The 16,647-nt window shown below is 66.7% G+C and carries 15 protein-coding genes; 5 read left to right on the top strand and 10 right to left on the bottom strand.

Features of this window, described 5'->3' with window-relative positions:
* Positions 1-586: 586 nt before the first annotated feature.
* The 4 genes from WT97_RS26130 to WT97_RS26115 are packed head-to-tail and all read right to left on the bottom strand — an operon-like array spanning position 587 to position 3,870.
* Complete coding sequence (locus WT97_RS26130; protein WP_060354657.1) at positions 587-1,627, bottom strand: GlxA family transcriptional regulator; 1,041 nt, start codon at positions 1,625-1,627, stop codon at positions 587-589.
* A 22-nt stretch (positions 1,628-1,649) separates the two neighbouring features.
* Entirely contained in the window at positions 1,650-2,450 is an 801-nt protein-coding gene (locus WT97_RS26125; protein ID WP_034206824.1) for an ABC transporter ATP-binding protein, read from the bottom strand.
* Positions 2,451-2,470: 20 nt separating this feature from the next.
* On the bottom strand, positions 2,471-3,184 hold the full coding sequence (locus WT97_RS26120) for an ABC transporter permease (protein WP_034206823.1): 714 nt from the start codon (positions 3,182-3,184) through the stop codon (positions 2,471-2,473).
* Positions 3,181-3,870 (bottom strand): ABC transporter permease, encoded by a 690-nt coding sequence (locus WT97_RS26115; RefSeq protein WP_006488734.1) that lies wholly within the window; start codon positions 3,868-3,870, stop codon positions 3,181-3,183. Before WT97_RS26115 ends, WT97_RS26120 begins: the two co-directional genes overlap by 4 nt.
* Positions 3,871-4,238: 368 nt before the next feature.
* Here WT97_RS26115 and WT97_RS26110 point away from each other — a divergent pair, with 368 nt between their 5' ends.
* Positions 4,239-4,565, top strand: a complete 327-nt coding sequence (locus tag WT97_RS26110) for a BrnT family toxin (RefSeq protein ID WP_082751485.1) — start codon at positions 4,239-4,241, stop codon at positions 4,563-4,565.
* Positions 4,549-4,845 carry a BrnA antitoxin family protein gene (locus tag WT97_RS26105; RefSeq protein ID WP_060354656.1) on the top strand — a complete coding sequence of 99 codons (297 nt, stop codon included), beginning with the start codon at positions 4,549-4,551 and terminating at the stop codon, positions 4,843-4,845. The genes WT97_RS26110 and WT97_RS26105 overlap by 17 nt, the downstream gene beginning before the upstream one ends.
* 3 nt (positions 4,846-4,848) lie before the next feature.
* Here WT97_RS26105 and WT97_RS26100 read toward each other — a convergent pair whose 3' ends face one another.
* The 5 genes from WT97_RS26100 to hpnI all read right to left on the bottom strand — a co-directional run bounded on the left by WT97_RS26100 (position 4,849) and on the right by hpnI (position 10,177).
* Positions 4,849-5,403, bottom strand: coding sequence for a lipoprotein (locus WT97_RS26100; RefSeq protein ID WP_034206821.1), 555 nt, complete (start codon positions 5,401-5,403; stop codon positions 4,849-4,851).
* A gap of 88 nt (positions 5,404-5,491) precedes the next feature.
* Positions 5,492-6,541 carry a lysylphosphatidylglycerol synthase domain-containing protein gene (locus WT97_RS26095; protein WP_060354655.1) on the bottom strand — a complete coding sequence of 350 codons (1,050 nt, stop codon included), beginning with the start codon at positions 6,539-6,541 and terminating at the stop codon, positions 5,492-5,494.
* Positions 6,538-7,422, bottom strand: a complete 885-nt coding sequence (gene hpnK, locus WT97_RS26090; protein ID WP_059501528.1) for a hopanoid biosynthesis-associated protein HpnK — start codon at positions 7,420-7,422, stop codon at positions 6,538-6,540. Before hpnK ends, WT97_RS26095 begins: the two co-directional genes overlap by 4 nt.
* A 3-nt stretch (positions 7,423-7,425) precedes the next feature.
* Positions 7,426-8,868, bottom strand: a complete 1,443-nt coding sequence (gene hpnJ, locus WT97_RS26085; protein ID WP_306453344.1) for a hopanoid biosynthesis associated radical SAM protein HpnJ — start codon at positions 8,866-8,868, stop codon at positions 7,426-7,428.
* A 133-nt stretch (positions 8,869-9,001) separates the two neighbouring features.
* Positions 9,002-10,177 (bottom strand): bacteriohopanetetrol glucosamine biosynthesis glycosyltransferase HpnI, encoded by a 1,176-nt coding sequence (hpnI, locus tag WT97_RS26080; RefSeq protein WP_060354654.1) that lies wholly within the window; start codon positions 10,175-10,177, stop codon positions 9,002-9,004.
* A 637-nt stretch (positions 10,178-10,814) separates the two neighbouring features.
* On the opposite strand from hpnI, the gene WT97_RS26075 reads away from it, so the two are divergent.
* The gene (locus tag WT97_RS26075) at positions 10,815-11,813 is read left to right on the top strand and encodes an LLM class flavin-dependent oxidoreductase (RefSeq protein ID WP_059501532.1); all 999 of its coding nucleotides are present in this window, start codon (positions 10,815-10,817) and stop codon (positions 11,811-11,813) included.
* Positions 11,814-11,849: 36 nt separating this feature from the next.
* On the opposite strand, the gene WT97_RS26070 is transcribed toward WT97_RS26075, so the two are convergent.
* Positions 11,850-12,911 (bottom strand): alpha/beta fold hydrolase, encoded by a 1,062-nt coding sequence (locus WT97_RS26070; protein WP_059501534.1) that lies wholly within the window; start codon positions 12,909-12,911, stop codon positions 11,850-11,852.
* A 184-nt stretch (positions 12,912-13,095) separates the two neighbouring features.
* Between WT97_RS26070 and pdxY the strand changes: the two genes are divergently transcribed.
* On the top strand, positions 13,096-13,956 hold the full coding sequence (gene pdxY / locus WT97_RS26065) for a pyridoxal kinase PdxY (RefSeq protein WP_060354653.1): 861 nt from the start codon (positions 13,096-13,098) through the stop codon (positions 13,954-13,956).
* A gap of 373 nt (positions 13,957-14,329) precedes the next feature.
* Complete coding sequence (locus WT97_RS26060) at positions 14,330-16,474, top strand: phosphocholine-specific phospholipase C (protein WP_059791437.1); 2,145 nt, start codon at positions 14,330-14,332, stop codon at positions 16,472-16,474.
* Positions 16,475-16,647 lie beyond the last annotated feature (173 nt).

Below are 16,647 nucleotides of genomic sequence, written 5' to 3'. Positions count from 1 at the left end.
ACCGCTCGCTCGCTCCGTCCTCGCTTCGCTCGGCCGACAGGTCCATCCCCACCATGCCGACATTGCCCGTCCTCAGCAGGGACCCACTGTATTTTCGATACGCAGGAAAGCCTTGCGAGAAAATGGGGGCCGCAAACACGTGCTATCGGAGACACCGATCGTCAAATGACCTGGTCATATAAATGCCGAGAGCGGGAAGAGTGCCGGCACTGACAGTTCGTGGAGGAGCGCGAACGCAACCGCACGCCCTGAAGTACCTTGCAGCCGAGCGTAGCGAGGATGGAGCTAGCGGAGGGTATACCGCTCCGTGGGGTAGTGAGTGGTGTCAGAACCATTGCTCGAACCACTCCGTTGTCCTGACTGGCGCGGACACTTAGATGGTGGCCACTCTGATGGCCATGGCACCGGGAAGTCATGCGATTTCGAGCGCCTTTCTTTTGGTTACTTTTCTTTGGCAAGACAAAGAAAAGTGACCGCCGCCCCGCGCAGGGGCGACGCTAATGGACCGACACGATCACGGGCATTTCACGAAAACCGCAAGCAACCCCGCGAACATCCCCCAAAACCAAACCCCAAAAAACCACCCTCAATCCTTCCCCCGCTCAACGAGCGCCCCCCCTCGAGGCTCGCTGCCCCCGCCGGTCTGCTTCTCGAGCCAGGCTCGTCGATCTTCCCGCGGCGTGACGCCGAACCTCTCTCGATAAGCATTGGAAAAATGCGCAGCAGAAGAGAACCCACAGGCGAGCGACACTTGAACGACGGACTTGCTGGTCCGCTGCAACTGCGTCCTTGCCTTGAGCAATCGAAGATTGAGGTAATACTTGGAGGGCATCGCCCCGAGATACTGCCGAAAGAGCCGCTCGAGCTGTCGGCGCGACACGCCGACCAACCCGGCGATCTCATCGGTCGTCAACGGATCCTCGACATTGGCCTCCATCAACAGCAACGCGTCGTTCAACCGAGGATGCCGCTCGCCGGGCGCGGTGACAAAAGGAATCCGCTGCCGCTCCTCGCCGCTGCGCAATGCCCCGACGCCGAGCGCATCGGCAATCCGCTCCGCGAGGTCCGCCCCATGCTCCCGGCCGATCATGGCCAGCATGAAATCGACGGTTGCCTGCCCACCGGCACAAGTCGCCCGGTCGCGATCGATCTCGAAAATCTGCTGCGTGACGATCGACCGCTCGAACTGTTCGGCGAACTGCTGGTACGTCTCCCAGTTCACGCTTACGCGATACCCGGAGAGCTGTCCCGCCATCGCAAGCCACCACACGCCGTGGTGAATGCCGGTCACGACGGGCGTGCGCTGCCCGACCCGGGCGAGACTCGCGAGAAACAGCCGGTAATCGGCAAACTGCTGAAACCGCTCCGACACGACGATCAACCAGTCGCACGCGATCGCATCGTTGAACGCCGCATCGGCATGCCATTGCGCGCCGCCCGCGAGCGGCACCGGCCGCCCATCCCACGAACACACCTGCCAGCGGTACAAAAGCCGCCCGTCGATCTCGTTCGCGAGATTCAGCGCATCGACGATCGGACCCACACCCGACATCGACACGGGCGGCAATGCAACGATCGCCACCTGCGTCGTGCGGGCGGCGCCTGCGGGACGGGACACCGGTACCACGGTTGAAACCTGCCCCGTCGCGTTACTTGAGGCTGCCCGACAGGAACTGCTTGAGCCGCTCGCTCTGCGGGCGCACCAGCACTTCCTTAGGATCGCCCTCCTCCTCGGTCCGCCCCTGGTGCAGGAACATCACGTGGTTCGACACGTTGCGTGCGAAGCCCATCTCGTGCGTGACGACGATCATCGTGCGGCCTTCCTCGGCCAGCTTCTGCATCACCTTCAGCACTTCGCCCACCAGCTCCGGATCGAGCGCGGAGGTCGGCTCGTCGAACAGCATCACGTCCGGATGCATCGCCAGCGCCCGCGCGATCGCCACGCGTTGCTGCTGGCCGCCGGACAGATGCGACGGATACTGCTTCTCGACGCGCGGCGGCAGGCCGACCTTCTCCAGGTACTCGCGCGCACGCTCCTCGGCTTCCTTCTTCGAAATGCCGAGCACGTGCACGGGCGCTTCCATCACGTTCTCGAGCACGTTCATGTGCGCCCACAAGTTGAAGTGCTGGAACACCATCGCGAGCTTCGTGCGGATGCGCTGCAGCTGCTTGTGATCGGCCACCTCCAGCGCGCCGGTCTTGTCGGCCTTCGTGCGCACGGCCTCGCCGTCGACGACGATCTGCCCCGCATTCGGCCGCTCGAGGAAATTGATGCAGCGCAAGAACGTGCTCTTGCCCGAGCCGCTCGCGCCGATGATGCTGATGACGTCGCCCGCCTTCGCGTCCAGCGACACGCCCTTGAGCACCTCGTTGTCGCCGTAGCGCTTGTGAATGTCGACCGCGGCAAGCTTCACGGAAGCGGACGCGCTCGTTTGAGTGATCTCGGCCAACTGGCTCTCCTCGAGTGAATTCAATGACGGGCGGCCGCGAGATACGCGAGCCAGTGGCGCTCCGCGCGGCGAAACGCCGCGACGAGTGCGAACGATACCGCAAGATAGATCAGCGCGGCGATTCCGAACGACTGGAACGCCATGTAGGTCGCGGAATTGGCGTCGCGCGCGACCTTCAGGATGTCCGGCACGGTGGCCGTGAACGCGACGGTCGTCGCGTGCAGCATCAGGATCACTTCGTTGCTGTACAGCGGCAGCGCACGGCGCAGCGCCGACGGCAGGATCACGCGGCGATACATCGTGAACGGCGTCATCCCGTACGCACGCGCCGCCTCGACCTCGCCGTGCGGGATCGCACGGATCGCGCCGGCGAAGATCTCGGTGGTGTATGCGCAGGTGTTCAGCGCGAACGCGAGGATCGCGCAGTTGAAGCCGCTGCGGAAAAACGCGTCGAGCAGCGAGTGCGAGCGCACGAACTCGAGGCTGTACATGCCCGTGTACATCAGCAGCAACTGCACGTAGAGCGGCGTGCCGCGAAACACGTACGTGTAGAACCGCACGGGCATCGACACCCACTTGTTCCTCGACACGCGTGCGACCGCGAGCGGCACCGCGCACACGAAGCCGAGCGAAATCGATGCGACGAGCAGCCACAGCGTCACCGCGAGGCCGGACAGGCGCTGGCCGTCCCAGAAAAGGAACGCCTTGCCGAATTCCTGGAGGATCTCGATCATAGTTCTGCGTGCCGCACGCCCATGGAATAACGCTTCTCGAGCTGGATCAGCACGAGGTTGGAAACGGTCGTGATCGCGAGATAGATCAGCGCCGCGACGAGGATGAAGAAGAACATGTTGAACGTGCTCTTGCCGGCGTCCTGCGCGGCCTTCACGACGTCCGCAAGACCGATGATCGACACCAGCGCGGTCGCCTTCACGAGCACCTGCCAGTTGTTGCCGATGCCCGGCAGCGCAAAGCGCATCATCTGCGGAAACATGATCCGCGCGAACACGCGCGCGCCGCTCATCCCGTAAGCCGCGCCGGCTTCGAGCTGGCCGCGCGGGACCGACAGGAACGCGCCGCGGAACGTCTCGGTGAAGTACGCGCCGTAGATGAAGCCGAGCGTCAGCACGCCGGCCACGAACGGATCGATGTCGATCTGGTTCCAGCCGACGAGGTCGGTGAACTGGTTCAGCCAGATCTGGATGCTGTAGAACAGCAGCAGCATCAGCACAAGATCGGGCACCGAGCGGATCAGCGTCGTATAACCGGTCGCGATCGCTCGCAGCACCCGGTTGTGCGACAGCTTCGCCACCGCGCCGATCAGTCCCAATGCCACCGCAGTAGCGAGCGACAGCACCGACAGCTCGATGGTCTGCACGGTGCCGGCCCAGAGGACAGGACCAAAGCCGTAAAGGAACACGCGCGTCTCCAGAATTGAATGAATGCCGACGCGTATGCCTGTCCCGCGCCGGGCTGACGCGGATAGTCGCAAGCGAAATTGATTGCCTCAAATCACCGTGCACGCGTTTGCTGCGTCGCAGCAATTCGTCCCACCATTTGTGCGCATGACTTACGCCGCTGTTTCAAAAGGGAAAAACCCGTTTCCTGACAGTCTCATGACACGTCGGGAAGCGGGTTTTTTGCAATTTTCCGGTCGCTTTTTCGATATAGCGCCGCACTGGCCATCGAGCCGAATGGGCATGTCCGGACACACGCCACACAATCGCTCGCTCATGCCCGCGACGCGATGCGGGCCGATTCGATGTCATCCGCGGCGACGCCTCATTTTTGCATCTACAAAAACTTCTTGTCACCTCATGTTTTTCGCATCCACAATTAGTCGGAATTCCGTTCGTTTTCGATGATGCCAAGGATCTGTCGAACCGACTGAAACATGGCATATCGCTGCGAATGGCCGAATTCGCCGAGTGGGACGCAGCGTGCGCGTGGCCGGACGTTCGTCGCGATTACGGCGAGACGCGCTGGGTCTGCCTGGTGCCGATCGGCGCGCGCCTTCACACGGCGATCGTCGTCCCGCGCGGCCGCGCGCTGCGTGTCGTCAGCCTGCGAAAAGCCAACAACCGAGAGATGATTCGATATGAAGAAGGCGGTTAAATTCATACGCAACACGCCCGAGGAAGAAGCGGCGATCGCGCGCGGCATCGCCGCCGATCCGGACGCCCATGAACTCAGCGACGAAGAAATCGATGCGATGGAGCCATTCGTCGAGGTCGTCGCGAAAAAATTCGGGCGCCCGAAGCTCGAGCACCCGAAGGAACAGGTCAGCATCCGCTACGACGCCGACATCCTCGCCGCGTTTCGGGCGGACGGCCCCGGCTGGCAGACGCGCATGAACGACGCGCTGCGCGACTGGCTGAAGAAGCGCCGCGGGTAAACGTCACCGCCCTTTCAGGATGTCGGAGCGCGAAGTCGTATAGACGAGCCCGTCCGGGCCGAAATGGACGTTGAAGAACGCATCGGTGTTGACGCCGTCCTCGAGCCAGCGCCAGCTCCAGACCGTCTCGGGCTTCAGCGGGTATTGCGCGATGTCGCCAGGCTTGCCGAGCAGGCGTCGCACCTCGTCCTCGTTCATCCCCGGGCGCACTTTCGCGAAATTCTCGGCGGTCAGCACTTGCGTCGCGCCCGTGTAGCGCCCGTTCGCATCGAGGTCGACGAACCAGGTCTGGTTGCCCATCGGGCCGCGCGGATATTCGAGACGCTTCGAGCCGTCGGTGAACGTGCGCTCGGTCTCGGGCTTGCCCATCGTGCCGCGCACGTCGGCCTCGGTCGATTCGCCGACCTTCAGCCCCTTCAGCAGCAGCGGCGCGGGCTTGATCGCGTTGAAGAAGTCCCTGATACGTTGCACGTCGAGATGGCCTTGGTCGTCACAACCGGTTAGCGCCAGCGCAGCGGCCAGCATCGTCACGGAAAGCAGCCGGAAACGGAAAATCATCGGAAGAGTTGCGCGTGTAGGAAACACGCGGCAAGGATACCCGCGCGACGCCGAAAGCGCGAGACGGGCCGTGCGCCCCGTCCCGGATTCAATGCGTCGTTTCCGTTTCGGTCCGGGTTTCGGACGCCCGATTCGCCGGCGGCGCGGTGCGCGGCACGGCCGGCTGCGCGCCCAGACGGCGGCGCGTGCGCAGCAGCTCGACGAGCTGCCACGAGCCGAGCGCGAGGCAACCGAACAGCACCTCGCGGCCGCGCTTGACCACCGCGAGCGACAGCGCCGTCTCGCGGTCGACGCCGAACATCTGCGCGAGCAGCACGACGGTCGCTTCCTGCACGCCGAGCCCGCCCGGCACCATGAATGCCGCATGCCGCACCGCCTGCGTCATCGCCTCGATCGCGATCGCGCCGCCGATCGACACCGGGTGGCCGAGCAGCGCGAGCGCCCAGTAGATCTCGAGCGCGCCGAGCACGTAGCCGGCCAGTTGCCAGAAGAAGGCGCTGAACAGCAGGCCCGTGCGCGACATCAGCGAATCGATGTCGGCGTCGAGCCGACGGCCGTCGACGCCCTGCAGCAGCCGGTGCGAATCGCCGAGCAGGCGGCCCGCGAAACGCTCGATCGCATGGAAGATGCCGCCGCGCCGCATCAGCACCACGCCGAGCACCGGCAACGGCAGCGTCAGCAACAGCGCGAGGCCGATCGTGCCGCCGCCCATGTTGTCGGTCGCCGCGAGCAGCAGCACGAGGCCGAGCGCCGCGAACGCATACTGCACGACGATCGTCACGAGCACCTCGACGATCACCGACGCAGTCACACGGCTCGCGTCGGGCACCTGCCAGCGCGCGAGCCGGATGCCGACGATCTCGCCGCCGATCCCGACCACGGGCAGCAGCCGGTTCACGGCCTCGCGCACGGTCGCGATCCACCACAGGAACGGCAGCGAGCTGCGCCGGTCGAGCAACAGGTGCCACGCGTACGCATCGAGCAGCAGCGGCAGCGCGTGGAACGGCACCAGCCACAGCAGCGCGTAGCCGGCGCGCGCGAGCATCTGCGACACGTCGCCGACGCCTTCGTGCAGCCCCAGCGCGAGCAGGATGCCGACGCCGATCGGCCAGCCGAGCCACTTGATCCACTTGCTCATGACGGCTGGGCTCCCGGCGCCCGCGACGCGTGCGCGCCGCGCCGTGCCGCGGGCTCGCCGAACACGGCGGCGAAGCCGCCGGTCGCGACGCCCGCCGCCTTCAGCGCGGCCGCGACGCGCGGCGACAGCAGCGCATCCAGTTCGTCGACCGGACGGTAGCCGGCCATCGTCGGCGTGATCGGGCCGTCGCCGGCTTCGGCCGGATGGCAGTAGATCTCGCCGACACCCGGCGGCAGCTTCGCGAGCGCGTCGAGCAGCACGGCCTCGTCCATCGCGCCCGTCCGCTCGATGCCGACCACGTAGTCGTTATGCGCGAGCCCGGCCCGGTTCAGCCGCGCGCGCACCAGCGCGATCCACGGCTTGAGCCACGCGGGCGCGCCGGTTTCGTACGGCAGCCGCACCGCGCGCAGCCCGTAGTCGCGGCCGATCTCGACGATCATCGACAGCACGGTCGGATGCAGGTGGAAATGCTTGTGCGCGTTCACGTGGTCGAGCGGCAGGCCGCTCGCCGCGAACGCATCGAACTGCGCACGGATTTCGCGGCGCAGTTGCGCGCGAACGTGCGGCAGGAAGAAAAAGCGACAGCCGTCCTTCGCCATCGCGTCGCCGAATCGCCCGTCGGGGCCGACGAGTGCGGGAATGTCATGCGCGGGAAGCGTGGCCGGCCCGTCCGCGAGCACCAGATGCAGGCCGACCGCGAGCGACGGCAGCCGCCGCGCGCGTTCGATCGCATCCTGCGCCGCGGGCGCACCGACCATCAGGCTGGCGGCGTTCAACACGCCGTCGCGATGCGCGCGCTCGACCGCCGCGTTGACGCGCGGATGCAGCCCGAAGTCGTCCGCGGTGAAAATCAGCGCCTGCGCCGCCCGCTGCGTCGCCACGGATCAGGCCTCGTGCGCGCGCAGGAAGCGGAAGAACTCGACGCCTTCGCGCAGGCGACGCTTCATCATGTCCCAGCTCGTCAGCATCTCGCGCACGATCTCCCAGATCTTCGACGGACGGAAGTAGAACTGGCGATAGAACTGCTCGAGATGGTGATAGATCTCGTCGCGCGACAGGTGCGGATAGCCGATCGCGGCGAGCTGCACGCCCTCCTTGCTCACCAGGTTGATGGTCTTGTTCTCTTCCATCCAGCCGTTTTCCACGGCCTGCTTGTAGAGCGTCGTGCCCGGATACGGCGCGGCGAGCGAGACCTGGATCGTGTGCGGGTTGATTTCCTTCGCGTACTCGATCGTCTTCTTGATGGTCTCCTGCGTCTCGCCCGGCAGGCCGAGGATGAAGGTGCCGTGGATCTTGATGCCGAGCTTCTTGCAGTCCGCGCTAAAGCGGCGCGCGAAATCGGTGCGCACGCCCTTCTTGATGTTCACGAGGATCTGGTCGTCGCCCGATTCGAAGCCGACCAGCAGCAGGCGCAGGCCGTTCTCCTTCATCACCTTCAGCGACTTGTACGGCACGTTCGCCTTCGCGTTGCACGACCAGGTCATGCCGAGCTTGCCCAGACCGATCGCGATCGCTTCGGCGCGCGGCAGGTCGTCGGTGAAGGTGTCGTCGTCGAACATCAGTTCCTTCACTTCCGGCATGTTGTCGCGGATCCACTTCGCTTCCGCGAGCACGTTCTCGACCGAGCGCGTGCGGTAGCGATGGCCGCTGACCGTCTGCGGCCACAGGCAGAACGTGCAGCGGGACTTGCAGCCGCGGCCCGTGTAGATCGACACGTACGGATAGTTCAGATAGCCGATGAAATAGTTGTCGATCTTCAGGTCGCGCTTGTAGACGGGCGCGACGAACGGCAGCTCGTCCATGTTCTCGAGGATCGGACGCGCTTCGTTGTGCTCGATCGAACCGTCCTTCGCGCGCCAGCTCAAGCCCTTGATCTCGGGGAACGGCTTGCCTTCGGCGAGTTCCTTGCAGGTGTAGTCGAACTCCTCGCGGCACACGAAGTCGATGGCGTCGCTCGCCGTGAGCGAGTTGTGCGGATCGACCATCACCTTCGCGCCGACCATGCCGACCAGCATCGACGGCTTCATCTTCTTCAGATCCTGCGCGAACATCGCGTCGGTCGGGAACGACGGCGTGCTCGTGTGGATGATCACGAGATCGTAGTCGTTGGCGATCTTCAGCGTCTCCTCGACCGACAGGCCGTCGGCCGGCGCGTCGACGACGCGGCTGCCCGGCACGAGCGCGGCCGGCTGCGCGAGCCAGGTCGGATACCAGAAGGAACGGATTTCGCGCTTCGCCTGATAGCGCGAGCCGGCTCCGCCGTCGAAGCCGTCATACGAAGGGGCCTGCAAGAACAGCGTTTTCATGAATGCTCCGGTAGCCTGCATAGTTCGTTTCGTTACAACGATTCAGTCAAAAAACCGCGGGCCGCCATGCCGGCGCCCGCCTCTCCGTCATGTCGCGCCGCGCGGCTTCACCGTGCGACGCGTCTCGGCCCGCGGGCCGGTTCGATCGACAGCCCTAGCGGCCGTCCACTGCTTCCACGGCCGCCGTCGCGCGCTCGCCGCCGACGACCGTCATCCTTGCGCCACGCCACACGACCTGCGTGCCGAACGCGGCCGCGAGCCACTCGAGCGCGAGCAGCGTGTCGCGCACCGCGACGAGCGGCAGGTCGCGCCAGAACGCGCGCCAGCCGTCCTCGCCGCGCGCATGCAGCACGAGCCGCCCGAATGCGCCGACCGCAGCCGCTCCGCCCGCCAGCCAGCCGGCGAAGGTGCCGTCGAGGCGCAATGCGAGCGCCGCGCCGATCGCGAGCCATGGCACGGTAAACGTAATGAACAGGAACGCGAAGCCGGCCGGGTTCAGCGAACGAATCGTGCGCAGCCAGCGCGTCTCGCGGTGCCATAGCGGCCCGAACGACGGTTCGATCACGTCGGTCGCGACCTCGACCTCCGACAGCACGGTGCGCCGCCCGAGGCGGCGCGGCAGCTCGGCCAGCCAGAAATCGTCGGCCAGCTCGTCCTTCAGCGCGAAGAGACCGCCGATCCGGTCGAGCGTGTCGCGCGTGAGCGCGAGCGTCGCGCCGAAGCCGAAACGGCTCGAGCGGCCGAGGTGCGTGATCCGCACCGACGGCGCGAACCAGGCGTCGACGAACTGCGCGCCGATCCGCGTCCAGAAGCCGCCGACGCTGCGCGCATGATACAGGCACGTGACGACCCCGACCGACGCGTCGGCGAGCGGCGCCGTCACGCGCTCCAGATAGTCGGGCTGCACCGCGATGTCGCTGTCCGCGATCACGATGCGACCGTATTTCGCGCGCTCGGCGAGATTGATCAGGTTGCTGACCTTCAGGTTCTTGCCATGCACGCGCGTGTCGATCACGAGCGTGATGTCGCACTCCGGATGATCGGCGCGCAGGCGCTCGACGATGGCGATCGCCGGATCGGCGGACGATGCGACGCCGAACAGCACCTCATAGCGCGGATGGCGCTGCACGCAGAAAGTCGCGAGGTTTTCGTACAGGTGCGGCTCGGCGCCGCACAGCGGCTTGAGCACGCTGACCGGCTCGAAGCCGTCGCGCACCGCCGTGCGCGGCGTGCGCGGCCGCGGCGCGAAGGCCGCGACGAGCGCATAACCGGCCGCGGCCAGCGTGAACGCGATCAGGAGCCAGTCGAGCAGCGTGACGGTGGGCGTCATGCGCGACGCCTCCCGGCGGCCTGGGCGCCATGGCAAACGCTTGAGCACGATTGAGCGTGATGCGGTTTTCCGACAACGACGAACGCGGGCACGACCCGACTCCTTGTTCCAGCAGCGTCTGTAAGGGGGAGGCACGACCCGTTGTTCGGGTTCGGCCATGCCCGGCTTCGCGTGGCGTATCCCCGCGCAGCGCCAGGACGGCATGCGGGAAGACTCGAATGGCTCCATGGGCACAACATGGGCAGGCGCCGGATTTTAGCAGTCCGCGCCCCCCCGCGCTCGGCGCTACGAGAAACGGACTAGTGCAATTCCGGCAAAGCTGAGCGGTCGACGAACCCGATCGGCCCGGCCACGTTCACATTAGCGTAAGCACTTTGCAGGCGTATTGCAGTCTTGAAAATCAAACGTTTCGTGCAAATTTGTATGTCGATGCGGTATCACTTCCAATCGCCGTAAAATTTGGTAATTAATCGACGATTAGATTGATTTTTGCAACGATCGTCGCAAGCAACCCTGCGCCCCTGTAAGGCGCATGGGTATCCGCGCGCCGCCAGCACGTTCCGGAACCCTTTGGCAAAATCCTTGGCGTTTGTTGCGTAATCGCATCACCACGCCACCCCGTTTCGAAGGTCCCCCGATGACACCCTTTTCCGTACTCGATCTCGCCCCCATTCCGGCCGGCGCCGACGCCTCGCAAGCGTTCCGTAACACCGTCGACCTCGCGCAGCACGCAGAGCGCTGGGGCTACCGGCGCTACTGGCTGGCCGAGCATCACAACATGCCGGGGATCGCGAGTGCGGCCACCGCCGTCGTGATCGGCCACGTCGCGGGCGCCACACAGACGATCCGGGTCGGTTCGGGCGGCATCATGCTGCCGAACCACGCGCCGCTCGTGATCGCCGAGCAGTTCGGCACGCTCGCGTCGCTGTATCCGGGGCGCATCGATCTCGGCCTCGGCCGCGCGCCGGGCACCGACCAGACCACGTCGCGCGCGCTGCGCCGCGACCTGATCGGCAGCGCGGACTCGTTTCCGGATGACGTCGCGGAGTTGCAGCGCTACTTCGCGGAGCCGGTACCCGGTCAACGCGTGCGGGCAGTGCCGGGCGCCGGGCTCGACGTTCCGGTGTGGCTGCTCGGTTCGAGCCTGTTCAGCGCGCAGCTCGCGGCGATGCTCGGGCTGCCGTTCGCGTTCGCGTCGCATTTCGCGCCGGATTATTTGATGCGGGCGCTCGAGATCTATCGCGCGCAGTACCGGCCGTCGGCCGCATGGCCGAAGCCGCATGCGATGGTCGGCGTCAACGTGTTCGCGGCCGACACCGACGACGAGGCGCGGCGCCTGTTCACGTCGCTGCAGCAGCAGTTCATCAACCTGCGGCGCGGCACGCCGGGCAAGCTGCCGCCGCCCGTCGACGTGCTCGAGGCGAACGAACTCGAACTCGCGACCGTCGCGCATTCGCTGTCGTTCGCGGCAGTCGGTTCGCGCGACACGGTGCGCGACAAGCTGCGCGACCGTATCGCGCAGACGGGCGCCGACGAGCTGATCGTCACCGCGCAGATCTACGATCATGCCGCGCGGCTGCGCTCGTTCGAGCTGACCGCCCAGATCCGCGACGAGCTCGCGAACGAGGCAAGCTGACGGCACGACCGCGCGCGGCCGGCCGCCTGCCCCGCATCACTGCGGGTGCACGGCCTCCAGCCCGTCGAGCAGCGCCTTGTGGAACGCGTCCGGGTCCTGGATCTGCGGCGCGTGTCCGAGCGCCGGGAATTCGACGAGCTGCGCGCCGGGAATCGCGGCCTGCGTGCGCTTCGCGAGCTCCGGATAGCGGCCGAGCTTCGCGTGCACGTCGGGCGGCGCGACGTCCTTGCCGATCGCGGTCGTATCCTTGTCGCCGATCATCAACAGCGTCGGCACGCGGATCGCGCCGAGTTCGTAGACCACCGGCTGCGTGAGAATCATGTCGTAGATCAGCGCGGAGTTCCACGCGACCGCGTCGCGGCCGGCGCCGCGATACATCCCGGCGAGCATCTGCACCCAGCGCTCGTACGACGGCGACCACTTGCCCGCGTAGTACGTGCCCTGCTCGTAGCGGCGGATCCCGTCGGCCGTGGTCTTCTGTTCGCGCGCATACCAGTAGTCGACCGACAGCGGCGGCACGCCGAGCGCTTTCCAGTCCTCGAGGCCGATCGGGTTCACGAGCACGAGCTGCTCGGTCGCCTTCGGATACATCAGCGCGTAGCGGATCGCGAGCATCCCGCCCGTCGAGTGGCCCATGATCGTCGCCGACTTCACGCCGACCGATTCGAGCAGCGCGTGCGTGTTGCGCGCGAGTTGCTGGAAGCTGTACTGGTAGCGCTCGGGCTTCGACGACTTGCAGAAGCCGATCTGGTCCGGCGCGATCACGCGGTAGCCTGCGCGGCTCAGCACGCCGATCGTGTCCTCCCAGGTCGCCGCGCAGAAATTCTTCCCGTGCAGCAGCACGACGGTGCGGCCGTTCGGGTGCGCAGGCTGCACGTCGAGGTACGCCATCTCGAGGGTTTCGCGCTGCGACACGAACGCGTATTCGTGCACGGGCGCCGGATACGCGAACCCTTCGAGGCGCGGGCCGTACACGGGCCCGTCGTTGGCGGCGGGTGTCGCGGCGACGGTCGCAACGGGTATCGCGCACGCGGCGGCGGCGCTCGCGCCGAGCACGGCGGCGCGCGCGACGGACAACATCTTGCAAATCGAAAGCATGGCGATCACGGTGATTGGAGACGCGCGCGGGCAGTCGGGCTGCACCCGTGCTGCATCGCGCCCCGCGATTTTACGCGGTCGCATGACGACGACGCGCAACACTCCGGGGCCGCGCGACTTCCGTGCGTACGACGAACTCGGGTATCGTGTGACGTGACCCTGAAACGCGTGCAGGCGAATTCCCATGAAAAACGTCCTCAGCATTCAGTCGCACGTCATCTACGGCCATGCCGGCAACAGTGCGGCCGTGTTCCCGATGCAGCGTCTCGGCATCAACGTCTGGCCGCTCAACACCGTCCAGTTGTCGAATCACATGCAGTACGGCCACTGGGCCGGCAGCGCGATCGATGCCGCGAAGATGGAACAGCTCGTCGACGGCGTCGCCGCCATCGGCGCGCTCAAGCGTTGCGACGCGGTGCTGTCCGGCTTTCTCGGCTCGCCGCCGCAGGCGCGCGCGGCGGCCGAGATCGTGCGCTCGGTGAAGGCGATGAATCCGAACGCATGGTACTTCTGCGATCCGGCGATGGGCCAGACGGGCGGCATCCGGCCCGAGCCCGGCGTCGAGGAATTCATCGTCCAGGAGATGCCCGCGCTCGCGGACGGCATGTCGCCGAACCACACCGAGCTGCAGAAGCTCGCCGGGCGGCGCATCGAGACCGTCGCCGAAGCCGTCGACGCCTGCCGCGCGCTGATCCGCCGCGGCCCGAAGATCATCCTCGTCAAGCACCTGCACGACCGCAACAGCCCGGCCGACCGTTTCAACATGCTCGCCGTCACCGAAACCGGAGCGTGGATCGGCCAGCGGCCGCTGTATGCGTTTCCGCGCCATCCGGTCGGCGTCGGCGACCTGACCAGCGCGATCTTCGTCGCGTGCCGGCTGCGCGGCGACTCGGTGCGCGCCGCGTTCGAGCACACGCTCGCGGCCGTGCATGCGGTCGTGAAGGCCACCTACGACGCCCGCCGCTACGAGCTCGAACTCGTCGCCGCGCAGGACGAAATCGCGCGGCCGAGCGAATGGTTCGGCGCGTGGGTGACCGACGCCTGACGCATGCGCATCGCGATCGTCGCCGCTGCCGCCCCTCTGCACCCTCTGCACCTTTGCCGCTCTCTACCGCCCTCCGCCGTCCCTCTGCCGTCCCTCTGCCGCCCCCGCACCCGTCCCGCCGCTCCCCACTCCTCCGGCGTGCCACGCGCCGCCCGCCTCGACCGTCGCCGCTTCCTCGCGGTTCGTACGGCGGCGTGCCGCCGCCCGCTATCCGATCCGCGCGTGCAAACGTTTCCGGACTTCACATGAATGACACCGATTCCTCGCTATGCTCGCGGCGGCACGAACCGGCGCAGCCGCATCCTGCGACCCGGCGCGCGCCGTTCCCGCAGGTCCCGCCAATCGGCTCCCCCTTTTCCGCACGATAACGACCATGACCCGATCGAACCGTCGTGACTTCCTGCGTGTCGCCGCCGGCACTGCCGGCGCCGCCGCGCTGAACCTGTTCCCGCCCGTGATCCGAGATGCGCTCGCGATTCCCGCGAACCGCCGCACCGGCACGATCCGCGATATCGAACACATCGTGATCCTGATGCAGGAGAACCGTTCGTTCGACCACTACTTCGGCACGATGCGCGGTGTCCGCGGCTTCGGCGACCCGCGCCCGCTGCGCCTCGCGAACGGCAAATCGGTGTTTCACCAGCCGGTCGGCCCGGCCGAACTGCTGCCGTTCCACCCGGGCGCCGACAAGCTCGGCCTGCAGTTCCTGCAGGACCTGCCGCACGGCTGGCAGGACATGCACGCCGCCTGGAACAAGGGCCGCTACGACCAGTGGGTGCCGAACAAGGGCACCACGACGATGGCGTACCTGAAGCGCGACGACATCCCGTTCCACTACCAGCTCGCCGACGCGTTCACGATCTGCGACGCGTACCACTGCGCGATCCCGAGCTCGACCGACCCGAACCGCTACTACATGTGGACCGGTTACGTCGGCAACGACGGCACGGGCGGTGGCCCGGTGCTCGGCAACGACGAAAAGGGCTACGGCTGGACGACCTATCCGGAAGTGCTCGAACAGGCCGGCGTGTCGTGGAAGATCTACCAGGACGTCGGCACCGGGCTCGACGCGAACGGCTCGTGGGGCTGGACGCAAAACCCGTACATCGGCAACTACGGCGACAACTCGCTGCTCTACTTCAACCAGTACCGCACCGCGCTGCCCGGCACGCCGCTGTACGACAAGGCGCGCACCGGCACCAACGTCAGCGCCGGCGGCACGCTGTTCGACGTGCTGCAGCAGGACGTGAAGAACGGCACGCTGCCGCAGGTGTCGTGGATCTGCGCGCCGGAAGCATATTCCGAGCATCCGAACTGGCCCGCCAACTACGGCGCGTGGTACATCGAGCAGGTGCTGAAAGTGCTCGTGTCGAATCCCGACGTGTGGAGCAAGACCGCGCTCTTCATCACGTACGACGAAAACGACGGCTTCTTCGATCACGTGCCGCCGCCGTTCGCGCCGCAGTCGCGCGACAACGGGCTGTCGACGGTCGCGACGACCAACGAGGTATACGCCGGCGACGCATCGCACATGGCCGGCCCGTACGGCCTGGGGCCGCGCGTGCCGATGCTGGTCGTGTCGCCGTGGACCAAGGGCGGCTGGGTCTGCTCGCAGACCTTCGATCACACGTCGCTGCTGCAATTCATCGAGGCGCGGTTCGGCGCGCAGTATCCGGTCACGGCCGCCAACGTGTCGCCGTGGCGTCGCGCGGTGTGCGGCGACCTGACGTCGGCGTTCGACTTCGCGACCGCGGACGCCGCCTGGCCGACGCTGCCCGACACGAGCGGCTACGCGCCGCCCGACCGCGCGCGCCATCCCGACTACATCCCGGTGCCGCCGGTGCTGCAGAAGCTGCCGAAACAGGAGGCCGGGCTGCGTCCGGCGCGTGCGCTGCCGTACGAGCTGTTCGTGCACGGCCGCGTCGAAGCCGCGAACGGCCAGTTCCGGCTGACCTTCGCGAACACGGGCCGGGCAGGCGCGGCGTTCCAGGTCCAGTCGCGCAATCGCGTCGACGGCCCGTGGGCGTACACGGTCGAAGCCGGCAAGCGCGTCGCCGACACGTGGAGCGCCGCCGCGTCGCTCGGCCTGTACGACCTCGACGTGTACGGCCCGAACGGCTTCTACTGCCATTTCCGCGGCCCGTTCGCGACCGGTGTCGGCAGCGCGAACGTGAACCCCGAGGTGATCTACGGCTACGACGTCGCGAACGGCAACATCACGCTGCGCCTGATGAACCGCGGCCACAAGGCCGTGCGGCTCAAGGTCACGAACGCGTACGGCCACGGTCAAGCGCGCACGTTCGACCTCGCGCCGGGCGCGCACGTCGACGATTACTGGGACCTGCGCGGCAGCCACGGCTGGTACGACCTGACCGTCAGCGACGGCCGGCTGCTCGGCTTCCTGCGCCGCTTCGCGGGTCACGTCGAAACGGGCCGCCCAAGCACCAGCGACCCGCTGATCCGCACGACCGCGTCGCACGACGACGCCGAAGCCGCATCGGACGCCTTGTCCGACTGACGTCGACCCAACGCGGCGCGGCCCCGGCGGGCCGCGCCGCTGCGTTGCCCCGCTCCGCCCCCTTCCTCCCCCGGCCATTCCGTTCGCGACGGGAAATTCCCGATACCGGCCGCCCGCGCACGCGCGGAAGCTATGCGCAAATCCGCATCGAATGCGCGACAAATTTCCAAGAC

Origin of the sequence: Burkholderia sp. MSMB1459WGS (assembly GCF_001534535.1) — a bacterium.
GTDB lineage: Bacteria > Pseudomonadota > Gammaproteobacteria > Burkholderiales > Burkholderiaceae > Burkholderia.
The sequence above is the reverse complement of the archived record's forward strand: the minus strand, read 5'-3'. Positions and strand labels throughout refer to the sequence as shown.

Coding starts and splice junctions, on each gene's coding strand:
- WT97_RS26120 (WP_034206823.1), bottom strand. CDS start 3,184: ATGATCGAGATCCTCCAGGAATTCGGCAAGGCGTTCCTTTTCTGGGAC.
- WT97_RS26105 (WP_060354656.1), top strand. CDS start 4,549: ATGAAGAAGGCGGTTAAATTCATACGCAACACGCCCGAGGAAGAAGCG.
- WT97_RS26060 (WP_059791437.1), top strand. CDS start 14,330: ATGACCCGATCGAACCGTCGTGACTTCCTGCGTGTCGCCGCCGGCACT.
- WT97_RS26095 (WP_060354655.1), bottom strand. CDS start 6,541: ATGAGCAAGTGGATCAAGTGGCTCGGCTGGCCGATCGGCGTCGGCATC.
- hpnI (WP_060354654.1), bottom strand. CDS start 10,177: ATGACGCCCACCGTCACGCTGCTCGACTGGCTCCTGATCGCGTTCACG.
- hpnJ (WP_306453344.1), bottom strand. CDS start 8,868: ATGCAGGCTACCGGAGCATTCATGAAAACGCTGTTCTTGCAGGCCCCT.
- WT97_RS26075 (WP_059501532.1), top strand. CDS start 10,815: ATGACACCCTTTTCCGTACTCGATCTCGCCCCCATTCCGGCCGGCGCC.
- WT97_RS26100 (WP_034206821.1), bottom strand. CDS start 5,403: ATGATTTTCCGTTTCCGGCTGCTTTCCGTGACGATGCTGGCCGCTGCG.
- pdxY (WP_060354653.1), top strand. CDS start 13,096: ATGAAAAACGTCCTCAGCATTCAGTCGCACGTCATCTACGGCCATGCC.
- WT97_RS26070 (WP_059501534.1), bottom strand. CDS start 12,911: ATGCTTTCGATTTGCAAGATGTTGTCCGTCGCGCGCGCCGCCGTGCTC.